Origin of the sequence: Synechococcus sp. MW101C3, assembly GCF_002252635.1 — a bacterium.
In the GTDB taxonomy this organism is placed as follows: domain Bacteria; phylum Cyanobacteriota; class Cyanobacteriia; order PCC-6307; family Cyanobiaceae; genus MW101C3.
In genome coordinates, this window is the sequence record NZ_NQKX01000001.1 from 51800 (window position 1) to 64853 (window position 13054).

Consider the following 13054-nt stretch of genomic DNA (forward strand, 5'->3'; position numbering starts at 1 on the left):
TTTGGCGATGGAAGCGCTCGAGGATTCCCTGGAGCGTCATTTCGGCTGGTCGCGCTTCCGGCCCGGTCAGCGCCCGGTGGTGGAGGCCCTCCTGGCGGGTCGCGACTGTCTGGCGGTGCTGCCCACCGGTGGCGGGAAGTCGCTCTGTTTTCAGCTGCCCGCCCTGGTGCGGCAGGGCCTGGTGCTGGTGGTGTCGCCGCTGGTGGCCCTGATGCAGGACCAGGTGGCGCAGCTGCAGCGCCGCGGCATCCCGGCCGCCTGCCTGCACCAGGGGCTCGATGCCGGGTCGCGGCGGCAGCTTCTGCATCGCCTCGCCGACAATCGCCTGCGCCTGCTCTACTTGGCACCGGAGCGGCTGCAGGCGGAAGCCACCCGCGCCCTGCTGGAGGACGTGCTGGAGCAGGGCCGGCTGGTGGCGCTGGCGGTGGACGAGGCCCACTGCATCAGCGCCTGGGGCCATGATTTCCGCCCGGATTACCGCCGCCTCGGGCAGCTGCGCAGCCTCTGTCCCGGTGTGCCCCTGGTGGCGCTGAGCGCCACGGCCGCGCCGCGGGTCCGCGCCGACATCATCCGGCTGCTGCAGCTGCGGCGCCCCCTTGTGCAGGTGCGCTCCGCCCGGCGCGCGAATCTCGTGTACGCCATGCAGCGGCGCCCCCCTGATCCGCTGCCACTGGTGCTCGACACGGTGGCGGCTGCGTCCGGGGCTGTGCTGATCTACGCCCGCACACGGCGGTCGGTGGAGCACTGGGCGGCGCGGCTCTCGGCTGCCGGGGTGGAGGCGATCGCGTATCACGCCGGCATGGACCCTGAAAGCCGCCTGCTGGCGCTTGAGCACTTCCAGCACCATCCGCGGCCGGTGCTGGTGGCCACGGTGGCCTTCGGCATGGGTGTGGACCGCCCGGATGTGGGACTGGTGCTGCATCTGGATCTGCCTGCCAGCGCGGAGGGGTACCTGCAGGAGTCGGGGCGGGCGGGGCGTGATGGCCAGCCCGCCCGCTGCCTGGTGCTCTTTGATCCGATGGACCGGCGCTCGCTGGGCTGGGCGATGCGCGCCTCCGGCCGGCAGCTGACCCCGGAGCTGCAGGAGCAGGAGAGGTTGCGGCTGGAACTGGCCCAGCAACAGCTGCGGCGCATGGAGGCGGTGGCGGAGGGGACGGGCTGTCGCGAGCAGGCCTTGCTGGAGGCCGTGGGCGAGCTGGTGCCCCCCTGCGGTCGCTGCGACCGTTGCCACAGCCGTGGGGTGCCGATCGACTGGTCGGCGCAGGCGGCGCAGGTGCTGACCCTGCTGCAGGAGCGCCGGGGCCTGGATCTCCCCCGGCTGGCCGATGACCTGGCCGATCACTCCGGTGCGGAGGACACCGCCGCTGCGGAGGGAGAGCGCTGGGGCTGGCTGGCGCGCCGGCTGGTGCAGGAGGAGCTGATCTGCGAAAGCGACGACGGCAGCCAGCGGCTCTGGATCCGGGAGGCCGGACGCCGCTATCTGCAGGAGCCATGGCCGTTGCGCTGGGCGGCATGAGCGGCAGGCGGGCCGGCACGCGTGGGCTGGACGGGGCTCAGCCGCCGCCGACCCTGCAGAGGTCTCTCACCAATTGCTGTTCAAACTCGCTCTGCGGGGCATCCCAGCTCTTCCAGGCACCAGCTTCGCCGGTGGCATTGAGCTTGCCGGCCGTGCAGTTGACCGCCAGGAAAATCGATTGGCCGGCGCTGTTCAGGGCCGGGGCCACCATGCTGCCGCCCAGAGGCTGCCAGTTGGCGAAGTCAACCTGAATCGGGCCGTAGGTGCGCCATTCCGGCGGTTTGGGGCCGGCCGATCTGGCAGCGGTGGCCGCCGGTTTGGGACGGGGGGCGGGTGCTGCCGCAGCCGCTGGCCTGGGTTGGGGGGCTGCTGCTGCTGGGGCCGGGCGGGTGGCAGCGGGCGCGGGTTGGGTGGCGGCTGCCGGTGCCGGTCTGGGCTGGACTGCTGTAGCCGTGGCAGCAGGTGCGGGGCGCACGGGCGCCGGCTGGGCTGCAGGTGCCGGTTTGGGTTGGGCGGTCGCTGCCGGCGCCGGCCTGGCGGCCACTGGTGCCGGTTTGGGTTGTTGCGTTGTTGCTGGTGCCGGGCGCGCAGGTGCGGGTTTGGCGGCGGCGGGCTTGGGCGGCGCGGGCTTTGCGGCGGCGCGGGCGGGTGCGGGTGTGCTGGTGCGCAGCACCAGGCGGCTGCCGGCCTGGATCTCGTCGGGTTCGGTGAGCTTGTTGAGCGCCATCAGCCGCGACATCGGCACCCCGTAGCGATCGGCGATGCCGGAGAGGGTTTCACCTGGTTGGACGGTGTGTTCGCGGGCGTTCCTGTTCACCGCTGCGGGACGGGCGGCGGCGGGGGCGCCGGGCACCACCAGGCGGGTGCCCTCGGCCACCATGTCCGGGTCGCGGATGCCGTTGAGCTCGATCAGGCGCTGCACCGTGGTGCCCAGCCGGTCGGCGATCTCGGAGAGGGTTTCGCCCGGCTTCACGGTGTAGCTGCCGCGCCCACCAGTGGAAGAGCCGGCGCCGGAGCTGGCTCCACCGGGCACGGTGAGGCGGGTGCCGGCCGTGACCAGATCCGGATCCTTGATGCCGTTCAGCTGCATCAGGCGGTTGAGGGACACGCCATAGCGCTCGGCGATCTCCGAGAGCGTCTCCCCGGGCTTCACCACGTGCTGGGCGGCCAGTCCCGGCAACGGGAGCAGCAGGGCGAGGGCCAGGGCGACGATGGCGCGGCGCATGGGCAACGATCAGCTGGTTGAACCTTAAGGAGAACCCTCTGGCGCGCCAGTCCCCCGGCGCCAAATCGTTGGTCCGGTTCAGCCCATCAGCCGCTTGATCAGGCCGAGACGGTCGCCGTAGGGGGGATAGCGCAGCGGCACATCGAAGCGGAACGGGCGCCGCAGCACGCTGCGCAGGTGCGAAAAGGTGTCGAAGCCCGACTGGCCGTGGTAGCGGCCCATGCCGCTGGGGCCGACGCCACCGAATGGAAGCTCGGGCACCCCCACCTGCATCACCACGTCGTTGAAGCAGACGCCCCCCGAACTGGTGCCTGCCAGCACCTGCTCCTGGGCGGCGGCACTGCTGCTGAACAGATAGAGCGCCAGCGGCTTGGCTCCACGCCGCACCCGGGTGATTGCCTCATCCAGCGAAGCCACAGGCAGCACCGGCAGCAGGGGACCGAACAGCTCCTCCTGCATCAGCGGATCGTCGGCCGCATCGACCGCCAGCAGGGTGGGGGCGATGCGCAGGCGCTCCGGATCGATCTGGCTGCCGGCCAGCAGCTGCCCCCGCTGCCGGGCGCCCTCCAGCAGGCCGCACAGCCGCTCGAACTGCGGGCGGTTGACGATGCGGGCCAGATCCGGCGACGCCAGCGGGTCCTCGCCGTAGCAGCGCGTGATCTCCCGCGTCAGCCGCTCCACCAGCGCCGGCCGCACTGAGTCTTCCACCAGCAGATGGTCGGGGGCGATGCAGGTCTGACCGGCGTTGAGCCCCTTGCCCCAGATCAGGCGACGGGCAGTGGTGTCGAGGTCGGCGTCGGCCAGCACGATGGCCGGGCTCTTGCCGCCCAGCTCCAGGGTGACCGGGGTGAGGTGACGCGCGGCCGCCTCCATCACCAGCCGGCCCACCCGGCCGCCGCCAGTGAAGAAAATGTGATCGAAGCGCAGCTGGAGCAGCGCGCTGGCCACAGCTCCGTCTCCTTCCACCACCTGCACCACATCGGGCTCCAGGTGGCGCGCCACCAGCTGGGCGATCAGGGCCGAGGTTTGCGGGGCCTGCTCCGATGGTTTCAGCACGGCGCTGTTGCCCGCCGCCAGCGCACTCACCAGCGGCTGGATGGTGAGTGAGAAGGGGTAATTCCAGGGGCCGATGATCAGCACGCAGCCGAGCGGCTCCGGCATCAGCCGGGCCTGGCCCGGCTTCTGGCTGAGCGGCACCGGCACCGGTCGGGGCGCCATCCAGCGCCGCAGCTGGCGCTGGCAGAGGCGCAGCTCCTGACGCACGGCCACCACTTCGAAGTAGGCCTCCACCGGAGGCTTGCCCAGGTCGGCGGCGAGTGCCGCAAGGATCGCCTCCTCCGCACCATCGAGCAGCGCCGTGAGCCGCGCGAGCTGCTCGCGACGCCAGGCCAGCGGGCGGGTGAGCCCCTGGCTGACCGGCTCACGCAGGCTGTCCACGGCGGGCATGGCCACGGCGGGCATGTCCGCCATGGGCATGGCGGTGGAGGCGGTCATGGGAGCGGGCGAACGAGAATGGCTCCAGCATGGCGGCTGCTACCCGGCCACGGGGCCTGCTGGAGCGGGTGTGGGAGCGGCTGGCGGCCACAGCTCCAGCACGATGGTGAGGGCGAGAAGGATGGAACAGCAACTCGATCTCCTGCAGCCAACGCCGCCGGCCGGCACCCCTCAGACGGTGAGGCGGGAAGGACTGGCGTTGCGCTACTGGCCCTTGTGGCTGGCGGATGCGGCGTCCTGGCTGGTTCAGCTGCGGACTGACGTGCCCTGGCGCCAGGAGCACATCACCCTGTTCGGCCGCACCCATCCGATTCCGCGGCTTACCTGCTGGATGGGCGATCCCGGTTGCCACTACGCCTACAGCGGTGTTCACCAGGCGATCGAGCCCTGGACCGCCTCGCTGCAGCAGCTGCGCCGGCAGGTGGAGGCCGCCGCCGGTTGCCGCTTCAACTCCCTGCTGCTCAATCACTACCGCGACGGCAACGACAAGCTGGATTGGCATGCGGACGATGAGCCCGAACTTGATCCCGATCAACCGATTGCCTCCCTCAGCCTCGGGGCGGCGCGCAGCTTTCGGCTCAAGCCCCGGCAACCTTCCGCACATGCAGAGTCACCGCTGAGCTTTGAACTGGGCGAAGGCGATCTGCTGGTGATGGATCCACCCACGCAACAGCACTGGTTGCATCAGGTGCCCCAGCGGCGGCGGGTCGCACGTGACCGCATCAATCTCACCTTCCGCGTGATTCGAAGGGGAGCGATTGCACAGCGGTGAGCTCGATCGGGGCGTGTGGTTGCAAGGGTGTTGAGCTGAGTCTTTGGCAGGGACTTCGTGAGTGAGTGCGCCTAGGCATTCGACAGCATTTCAATCAACGCCATTGCGGATCGATGGTCGCCCTCTGTGACAAGCAGGCAGGCACCACCACGGATACCTGGCGACGCGAGCAGCGAGCCATCCTCCCCAAGCGATCCGGCCCCAACTCCGCCCGTCGCCCCCATTGGGACGATCCTCTTGCTCCTCTGCGGTTGCAGTGCAAGCGTCGCCATCATGTTGGGGCAGTGGACTGATGCTGTTCCGGGGTGTACTCAACGCGTGCAGAGACGCAGGGTGCGGTGGGCCGGTGTTGCGCAATCGGTTATGGCTGAACGCAGCGTGCTGCAGTTGCGGGATCCGCGTCTTTGGCCGAGGCGGTCAGCCGCGCCGACGGCTACAGCCCCAGCTTGCGCCGCCCCTGCCACATGCCCACGCCGTAGCCGATCGCAGGTAGCAGCAGTGCAGGGCGCAAGGGCAACAGCAGCAGCAGGGCGATCCCCACCAGCCAGGGCAGCAGCAGCAGGCTGCCGAAGGCCAGCTGGCTCAGCCGCGAACGGCGAGCCAGGCTGCCCGAGCGCTGAACCAGCCGAGGCACGCCCTTGCCCAGGCCAAAGCCCAGCAGTGCGGTGAGAACGGTGAGCAGGATCGCGCCCATGGCAGGGTGGCAGCCGTTGGGAGTCTGCCGCCCGGGCGTTCCCGGCGATGGGGACCGGCTGGCCACACCTTGCCAGGGGATCGGCAGCCCGAAGGTCCAAGTGAATGGCCGGAAAGGGTTGGGAGGAAGCCCTTGACGAGACTTGAACTCGTGACCTCTCCCTTACCAAGGGAGTGCTCTACCGCTGAGCTACAAGGGCATGTGGAAGGTGGGCCGGGTTGGATTTGAACCAACGTAGGCAGAGCCAGCGGATTTACAGTCCGCCCCCATTAACCACTCGGGCACCGACCCGCTCCACCCGAGAAACTTACCAGTCGACCTTCCCCATGCAGCTGCTCGTGCTTCACGGCCCCAACCTCAACCTGCTGGGGCGCCGTGAGCCTGGGCTTTACGGGGTCAGCACCCTGGAAACCATCAACGCGGCGCTGACGGCCCAGGCAGCGGCGCAGGGGGTGGACCTGGCCTGTTTTCAGAGCAACCACGAGGGTGCCCTCGTGGACCGCATCCACGAGGCAGCCGGCGTCTGCGACGGCATCGTCATTAACGCTGGTGCCTACACCCACACGTCGATCGCCATCCGTGACGCGCTGCTGGGGGTGGCGTTGCCCTTTGTGGAGGTGCACCTCAGCAACGTTCACGCCCGCGAGCCGTTCCGGCACCACTCCACCCTGGCCGACCGGGCGGTGGGCGTGATCTGTGGCTTCGGGCCCGCCAGCTACAGCCTCGGCCTCGACGGCCTGGTGGCCCACCTGCGCGCCCAGGAGCCGGCATGAGCACCACCGCTTCCCTGCCGCTGGCGGCCGGCGTGGCCGTGGCCGCGCCGGCCCGGGTGAGATGGCTGACGGCGCCCAGCAGCGACGCCTGGTTGGAGCAGGCCCTGGCCCACCCCGAGCTGCTGTTGATCGACCATGCCCACTGCGAACGCAAGGCGGCGGGCGTGGCGCTGCAGCTGATGTTCCGCTACCCCTCCGACGGGGAGCTGGCCGCGGTGCTCAGCCCCCTGGCCCGTGAGGAGCTCGAGCACTTCGAGCGCGTGCAGGCCCTGCTGGAGCGGCGAGGCCATGCCCTGCGCGCCCTGGCAGCCCCGCCCTACGGCGCCGCCCTGGCCGGCCAGGTGCGGCGGGGCGAGCCGCAGCGCATGCTCGACAGCTTCCTGGTGGCCGGCCTGATCGAGGCCCGCAGCCACGAACGCATGGCCCTGCTGGCTGCCCACAGCCCTGACCCGGAGCTGGCGGCCCTGTACGGCGATCTGCTGGCCAGCGAGGCGCGCCACTTCGGCCTCTACTGGGTGCTGGCCGAAGCGCGCTTCAGTCGCGAAGCCACGGTGGAGCGGCTGGAGCAGCTGGCGCTGGCGGAGGTTCAGGCCCTCACAGGAGTGTTGGCCGATCCAGGGCTGGTTCGGATGCACTCGGTGGGCGTGGCCTGACCCTGGCGGGCGGCAACGCCAGAGGCGTGGCTTTGCAGAGTTGCCAGGCCGCAGGCGTGGCCACGGCCGATTTGCCTGGTCTCAAACGGCGGTCAGCAGTTCGTCGAGCAGGGGGAACCGTTCGGCGATGGCCTCACCGGTGAAGGTGGCTACCCACCCCTCCGGGTTGTCGAAGAAGCGCAGGGCGGCGAAGTGGGGCTCGGGCCCCATGTCAAACCAGTGGGGCGTGCCGGCCGGCACAGAGATCAGGTCGTTGCGCTCACACACCACCTGCAGCACCTCATCACCGAGGTGAAGGCAGAACAGGCCGCGCCCTTCCACGAAGAAGCGCACCTCGTCCTCGCTGTGGGTGTGCTCCGAGAGGAACTTCTGCCGCAGCGCCACCCGATCCGGATGGTCGGGCGTGAGGCGGATCGCATCGACGGTGGGATAGGCGCCGCTGCTCTGCAGTCGGGCGATCTCCTCGGCGTAGAGCGCCAGCAGCGCGTCGGCAGTGGTGGCCTCGCCAGTGGCGGCCCGGGCCGGCCAGCGCTCGAAGCGGATGCCGCGGGCCTCCAGCTCCTGGCGGATCCGGTCGCCGTCGCTGGTGCGCAACGTGGGCGGGCAGGGGGTGGCGGTAGGGGCGGCGCTGCCATCGCCGGGCAGTTGGTGAATGGCCAGCAGAGTCATCGGGGTGCGGCATGGGCGATGGCTCCAGCCTATGGAAGCCCTGCGGGCCGGAGGTGCGGGTGTGTTGCGGCGCCGCCGCAAGGCCTGAGCACGCCACTGGCGCGTGGCCCATGGGCTGAGCCGCTGGCGCCACGGCGTGATGGGATGAACCCCACGGATCTGGTGGCAGCACCCAATGAGCGAGGCCCCCTCGGTGCCCCCAGGCTCCCCCGGTTTGTCCGGTTTTCCCGGCCTGCCAGGCCTTCAAGGCCTGCCCGACCCCACCGGCGCCGCTGCCTTGCCGGGGCTCACGCTGGTGGGTGTGGGTCCGGGCGATCCGGATCTGCTTACCGTGGCGGCGGTGCGGGCAATCGCCGCTGCCGACCTGGTGGCCTACCCGGTGGCCCAGGCGGGTGGGGAGGGAATGGCCGCGGCGATCGCGGCGCCGTGGCTGAATCCGGAGCAGGCCACCTTGCCGCTGGTGTTTCCGATGGTGGCGGAGCCTGAGCCGCGCCGTCAGGCCTGGCGGGCTGCGGCTGAGGCGCTGGCGGCCGCGGTGGCCGCTGGCCGCCGGGTGGTGCTGCTCTGCGAGGGGGATGTGTCGCTCTATGCCAGCGCCTCGTACGTGCTGCTGGCTCTGCGCGATGCCCACCCCGCCTGCCCAGTGCGGCTCATCCCCGGCATCCCCGCCGTTGCAGCGGCGGCGGCCGCAGGCCACTGGCCTCTGGCCCTGCAGGGGCAGGGGCTGCTGGTGCGCCCCACGCCCGATGCGCCCGGGGTGCTCGATACCCTGCTCGACGCCATCGCCCTGGAGCCCCCGCAGGCGCGCACCGGCCTGGCCCTGCTCAAGCTGGGCCACCGCTGGAGCTGGGTGCGGCCCCTGCTGGAACGGCGCGGGCTCCTTGGGGACGCCCTGTTCGCCCAGCGGGTGGGCTGGCCCGATCAGGTGGTGGTGCCGGCCGATGCGGTGCCCTCCGAGCAGCGGCCCTACTTTTCGCTTCTGCTGATCCGATCCGGCTGGCCGTCGGTACTTCCTTAGCGCCGGCGCCCCTCGGCTGTGACAGCCTTTGGCTGGCTTCCCCACCCCCCACCACCTGCTCCATGACCCCGATCGACTGGTTCTCGCTGCTGCATCCGGTGCTGGTCATCCTGTTTGTGTATCCCGTGGTGGGTGCCACGATCCGCCTCGGCCTGCTGGCCCGTGAGCGCCGGCTCAAGATCCACCCACAGCCGCCCACCGTGGGGGTGGAGCACGCCGACCATGGCCGCTGGCTCACAGCCGGCATCGTGGTGGCGGTGCTGATCGCCCTCCTCTATTCCTTCATCAGCAAGTTCGTGGTGCCGGAACCCCCCTTCACTGGCGGGGCCGGACGTCTGGCGCTGCTGCTGCTGGTGAGTGCCGGCACCTTCGCGAGTCTGCTGGGGCTCTGGCGGGCGAAGAAAGCGCCGCTGCGGGCCAGCTTCGCCCTGCTCACATGGGTGGGCCTGCTGGGCCTCGGCAGCCAGCCGGAGATCTGGCGCCTCAGCGACAACCCGCTCAGCCCTGCCTTCTGGAGCTCCCACTACTGGGCCGGCGTGCTGCTCACGGGCCTGATGCTGTTCTCGCTGGCCTCCAAGGCGGAGATCTTCCGCTCCCTGCGGATGCGTCGCTTGCACATCACCGCCAACGTGCTCGCCTCCGTGCTCTTTGCCGTGATGGCGATCACCGGCACCCGCGACCTGCTGGAAATCCCACTCAGCTGGCAGAAACCGGCGATCTATTCCTGCAACTTCGAGTTGCGCACCTGCCCAGCACCGGCCCAGTCAAGTGTTGACGCTCCTGCCCCGTCAGCCAACACAGCGACGGTGTCAGCCGCTGCCGCTTCCAGCAGTGCCCTGGCCTCCGCAGGGGTGGGCGCGCGCATCAGCTGATGGCGCAGTTGGGCGGCGCCGGCGAAGCCCTGGCAGGTCCAGCCCATGTGCTTGCGGGCGATCTGCAGGCCTTTCGCCCCTCGGTAGGCCACCAGCGCCTGCAGGTGCTCGGCCGCCAGGGCCAGCCGCTCGGCCGGCGAGGGGTCCGGTGGCACCGGCCGGCCGCTCAGGGCCGCGTCGATGCGGCCCACCAGCCAGGGGGCTCCCAGGGTGGCTCGCCCCACCATGACCCCATCGGCGCCGGTGATGGCCAGGCAGCGCAGGGCTTCTTCGGGGGAGGTCACGTCGCCGTTGGCGATCACGGGAATGCGCAGGGCCTGCTTCACCCGGGCGATGGCGGCCCAGTCGGCGCTGCCGGAGAAGCCCTGCTCCCGTGTGCGGCCGTGCAGGGTGAGCGCCTCGGCGCCGGCCTCCTGCAGACCGAGGGCGAAAGCCACCGGATCGGCGCTGCTGCCGCACCAGCCCAGCCGCGTCTTCACTGTGACCGGCACGCGCACCGCAGCCGCCACCGCCGCCACGATCTCCGCCGCCAGCGCGGGCTCGCGCAGCAGGCCGCTGCCGCCGCCTTTGCGCGCCACCTTGCGCACCGGGCAGCCCATGTTGATGTCGATCAGGAAAGCGCCCGCCGCCTCCGCCCGCCGGGCGGCCTCGGCCAGGGCCTGGGGACGGTGGTCGAACAGCTGCACCGCGATCGGCCCGCTCTCGCCGGCCAGAGCCTCGAACTTCTCACTGCCGTGGCCCCGCTCCAGGCAGGTGGCGTGCACCATCTCCGTATAGAGGAGGGCGTCGGGAGCCCAACGGCGCACGAAGCCCCGAAAGATCTGGTCGCTCACCCCCGCCAGGGGCGACTGGAACACCCGGCAGCGCAGCTGGCGCGGCTGGCCGCGGCCCTGAAGCTGAAGTGGAAGCGGTGGCAGGGTCATCAGAGGTTCATCTTCCCGCTGCCCAGCGCCGCGCTGACCCGCCGAACAACTGCCTCGTTGACCCGCCCAACGACCGCCTCGCTGACCTGCTGACCCGCCGCTTCGCCATGACCGCCGCCTCCCCCCATCCGCTCAGTCGGCAGTTGCTGCAGCTGATCCTCGACGACCGCACCAGCGACCGCTTCGTCTGCGAACTGGTCTGGCAGCGGCTGGGCTACGCACCCGCTGACGGGCTGGTGGATGGGCCTGCTGCTGAGGCGGAACCCACGGCAGAGGCCACCACCGCTGCCGTGGGCGCCTCCGGCGCCGCACAGGGGCCAGCGCCGTGGCGCGCCACCACCGCCACACCGGACGACTGGGCCCTGGCCTACCCGCTGGCGCCGCCGCTGATCGCGGAGCGTCCGGCCAGCGTGCGGCTCACCCGCTCGATTGCCGCCGCCCACAAGCAACTGCTCAAACACCAGCTGGGCTTCGCCGGCTACCGCATCGGCGAGCTGTTTCCCCGCCGCACCCGCCGCGCCACGGCGGTGAACTGGCTGCTGGCTCACCTGGCCGAGCGGGGCGAACCGCTGCCGGACACAGGGCCGCTGCCACCGCTGCTGCCGCAGCCGGCCGATCCGGTGGCGGGGCACCCTGGAGATCTGCCGGTGCAGTAGCCGGTGGACCGCCCCCGAGCCACGCAGGCCCCCCCCGTTCAAATCCCCATGGCCACCCCATCGAGCCGGTGATCCACGCCGGCCTCCAGGCTGGTGCAGTGGCCGGAGTCGTCGCGATGGAGGCGCACCATCTGGGCACCCCCCTTGAAACCCACGAAGCCATAGGAATCGCCGAGCTGATGGCCGCGGGCCACCAGCTCGTGGCCCACGTCTGGATTGAACTGCGGATCGATGTGAACCGCACCGCTCTGCATGACCAGCTTGAAGCGCGGGGCATCTACGGCCTGCTGGGGATTCATGCCCAGATCGAGGGCGTTCACCAGGATCTGGGTGAGCCCCTGGGGGTGGGCGTTGCCGCCGATCACCCCCATCACGAATTCAGGCAGCCCATCGCGCAGCACCATCGCCGGCAGGATCGAATGACGCGGCCGGTGGCCGGGTGCCAGGGCATTGGGATGGCCCGGCTGGCTGGAGAACTGGGCCGCCCGGTTGTTGAGCAGCACGCCCGTGTCGCCCGCCACCAGCCCGGAGCCGAACAGTCCGCTGATGCTGGTCATCAACGACACGGCATTGCCGTTGCCGTCCACGGCGCACACGTAGCTGGTGTCGCCCGAATGGCCGCCCTGGGGCCGGGTGGCCGGCCGGGCCAGGGCCGTGATGCGGCTGCGGGCGGCGGCCAGTCCGTCCGGGCTGAGCTGCTGCCGCACCAGTTCGAGCATCGATGGGGTGGGCTCCCCCACCCCATCGATCGCCAGCTCAAAGCCGAGGCGGATCGCTTCGATCTCATGGTGCAGACGCTCCGCCTCGCCCATCGCGGCGAGGGGCAGGCCGTCGAGGATGCCCAGAGCATGCAGAGCCACCACCCCCTGGGAATTGGGTGGCAGGCCCAGCACCTCCCGGCCGCGGTAGCCCACGCTCAGGGGCTCCACCCATGCGGAGCGGTGCTGCTGGGCGGCCACGTCGGCTGTGGTGGTGGGCACACCGCCCGCGCTGATCGTGGTGGCGATCGCCGCGGCCACGGGCCCTTCGTAGAAGCCCTGGCGGCCCTCCCGGGCCACGCGCTCCAGGGTGTCGGCCAGCTGCGGCAGGCGCATCAGCTGGCCCGGCTGCGGGGCGCTGCCATGGGGCAGAAACACCTCGCGAAGCTCTGATGAGGCGCTCTGCCCCAGCAGCGCGGCGCCAACGGCCCAGAACCCCGCGATCGATTCGCCCACCGGGTAGCCCTGGCGCGCATAGGCGATCACCGGTTCCCACAGCTGCTGCAGCGACTGGGTGCCGAACCGCTCCAGCAAGGTGCACCAGCCATCCACGGCGCCTGGAATGGTGACCGAGGCCGCGCCGTGCTCCGGCATCAAGGGGCGCGCTCCGATGCGCTCGAGGCTGGCGCCGCTCGGGGCCATGCCGCTGCCATTGAGACCCAGCACCCGCTGGTCCTGCGCCGACCACACCAGCACCATGGTGTCGCCGCCGAGGCCGCTCATCATCGGCTCGGCCAGCGCCAGCATCCCGGCCATGGCTACCGCGGCATCGGCGGCGTTGCCGCCCTGCTCCAGCACCCGCAGGCCCACGCGGGTCACCAGCGGCGAGCTGGAGGTGACCATCGCATGCCCGGCAAACACGGGCGAGCGGCGATGAAGAAAGGCAGGGTTGGCCATGGCAGCGCGCGGCTCTGGCGGTCAGGCCGCAGTCTGGTGTGGGTGGCGCCTCCGCCACAGCGGCTCAACGGTGTTGAAAGGTTCGAACGTGCAAGGTTCCCGCTTCCAGGGCTCGGAGTTGCGGGGTGACGCCG

At 70.9% G+C, this 13054-nt stretch carries 12 protein-coding genes, 2 tRNA genes and 1 pseudogene; 7 read left to right on the forward strand and 8 right to left on the reverse strand.

Features of this window, described 5'->3' with window-relative positions; translation table 11 throughout:
- The first annotated feature begins 7 nt into the window (after positions 1-7).
- The gene (locus CJZ80_RS00210; protein ID WP_198948186.1) at positions 8-1516 is read left to right on the forward strand and encodes an ATP-dependent DNA helicase RecQ; all 1509 of its coding nucleotides are present in this window, start codon (positions 8-10) and stop codon (positions 1514-1516) included.
- Positions 1517-1553: 37 nt separating this feature from the next.
- Here CJZ80_RS00210 and CJZ80_RS00215 read toward each other — a convergent pair whose 3' ends face one another.
- Together CJZ80_RS00215 and CJZ80_RS00220 are read right to left on the reverse strand one after the other, a co-directional pair.
- Positions 1554-2741 carry a LysM peptidoglycan-binding domain-containing protein gene (locus tag CJZ80_RS00215; RefSeq protein WP_094510011.1) on the reverse strand — a complete coding sequence of 396 codons (1188 nt, stop codon included), beginning with the start codon at positions 2739-2741 and terminating at the stop codon, positions 1554-1556.
- A 78-nt stretch (positions 2742-2819) separates the two neighbouring features.
- Positions 2820-4235 (reverse strand): aldehyde dehydrogenase family protein, encoded by a 1416-nt coding sequence (locus CJZ80_RS00220; RefSeq protein WP_369802956.1) that lies wholly within the window; start codon positions 4233-4235, stop codon positions 2820-2822.
- Between the two features lie 121 nt (positions 4236-4356).
- On the opposite strand from CJZ80_RS00220, the gene CJZ80_RS00225 reads away from it, so the two are divergent.
- Positions 4357-5007, forward strand: a complete 651-nt coding sequence (locus CJZ80_RS00225; RefSeq protein WP_094510013.1) for an alpha-ketoglutarate-dependent dioxygenase AlkB — start codon at positions 4357-4359, stop codon at positions 5005-5007.
- Between the two features lie 433 nt (positions 5008-5440).
- Here CJZ80_RS00225 and CJZ80_RS00235 read toward each other — a convergent pair whose 3' ends face one another.
- The 3 genes from CJZ80_RS00235 to CJZ80_RS00245 all read right to left on the reverse strand — a co-directional run bounded on the left by CJZ80_RS00235 (position 5441) and on the right by CJZ80_RS00245 (position 5992).
- Positions 5441-5701, reverse strand: coding sequence for a hypothetical protein (locus CJZ80_RS00235; protein WP_094510017.1), 261 nt, complete (start codon positions 5699-5701; stop codon positions 5441-5443).
- 127 nt (positions 5702-5828) lie between these two features.
- Positions 5829-5900 (reverse strand) — tRNA-Thr (locus tag CJZ80_RS00240).
- 10 nt (positions 5901-5910) lie between these two features.
- A tRNA-Tyr gene (locus CJZ80_RS00245) sits at positions 5911-5992 on the reverse strand.
- Between the two features lie 35 nt (positions 5993-6027).
- On the opposite strand from CJZ80_RS00245, the gene aroQ reads away from it, so the two are divergent.
- Positions 6028-6474 carry a type II 3-dehydroquinate dehydratase gene (gene aroQ, locus CJZ80_RS00250; protein ID WP_094510019.1) on the forward strand — a complete coding sequence of 149 codons (447 nt, stop codon included), beginning with the start codon at positions 6028-6030 and terminating at the stop codon, positions 6472-6474.
- Entirely contained in the window at positions 6471-7127 is a 657-nt protein-coding gene (locus CJZ80_RS00255; protein ID WP_094510021.1) for a tRNA-(ms[2]io[6]A)-hydroxylase, read from the forward strand. Before aroQ ends, CJZ80_RS00255 begins: the two co-directional genes overlap by 4 nt.
- An 81-nt stretch (positions 7128-7208) precedes the next feature.
- On the opposite strand, the gene CJZ80_RS00260 is transcribed toward CJZ80_RS00255, so the two are convergent.
- Positions 7209-7796 carry an acireductone dioxygenase gene (locus CJZ80_RS00260; RefSeq protein WP_094510023.1) on the reverse strand — a complete coding sequence of 196 codons (588 nt, stop codon included), beginning with the start codon at positions 7794-7796 and terminating at the stop codon, positions 7209-7211.
- Between the two features lie 295 nt (positions 7797-8091).
- On the opposite strand from CJZ80_RS00260, the gene CJZ80_RS00265 reads away from it, so the two are divergent.
- Both CJZ80_RS00265 and CJZ80_RS00270 read left to right on the forward strand, forming a co-directional pair.
- Positions 8092-8814, forward strand: a complete 723-nt coding sequence (locus CJZ80_RS00265; RefSeq protein ID WP_233132730.1) for a precorrin-2 C(20)-methyltransferase — start codon at positions 8092-8094, stop codon at positions 8812-8814.
- A gap of 62 nt (positions 8815-8876) precedes the next feature.
- Positions 8877-9494: pseudogene (locus tag CJZ80_RS00270) on the forward strand (DUF4079 domain-containing protein); the annotation flags it as partial.
- A gap of 38 nt (positions 9495-9532) precedes the next feature.
- On the opposite strand, the gene dusB reads toward CJZ80_RS00270, so the two are convergent.
- A complete protein-coding gene (gene dusB / locus CJZ80_RS00275) occupies positions 9533-10609 on the reverse strand; it encodes a tRNA dihydrouridine synthase DusB (protein ID WP_094510027.1) in 1077 nt (358 codons plus the stop codon).
- Between the two features lie 107 nt (positions 10610-10716).
- Between dusB and CJZ80_RS00280 the strand changes: the two genes are divergently transcribed.
- Positions 10717-11265, forward strand: coding sequence for a DUF1823 family protein (locus CJZ80_RS00280; RefSeq protein WP_094510029.1), 549 nt, complete (start codon positions 10717-10719; stop codon positions 11263-11265).
- Between the two features lie 38 nt (positions 11266-11303).
- Here CJZ80_RS00280 and CJZ80_RS00285 read toward each other — a convergent pair whose 3' ends face one another.
- The gene (locus CJZ80_RS00285) at positions 11304-12920 is read right to left on the reverse strand and encodes a gamma-glutamyltransferase family protein (RefSeq protein WP_094510031.1); all 1617 of its coding nucleotides are present in this window, start codon (positions 12918-12920) and stop codon (positions 11304-11306) included.
- Positions 12921-13054 lie beyond the last annotated feature (134 nt).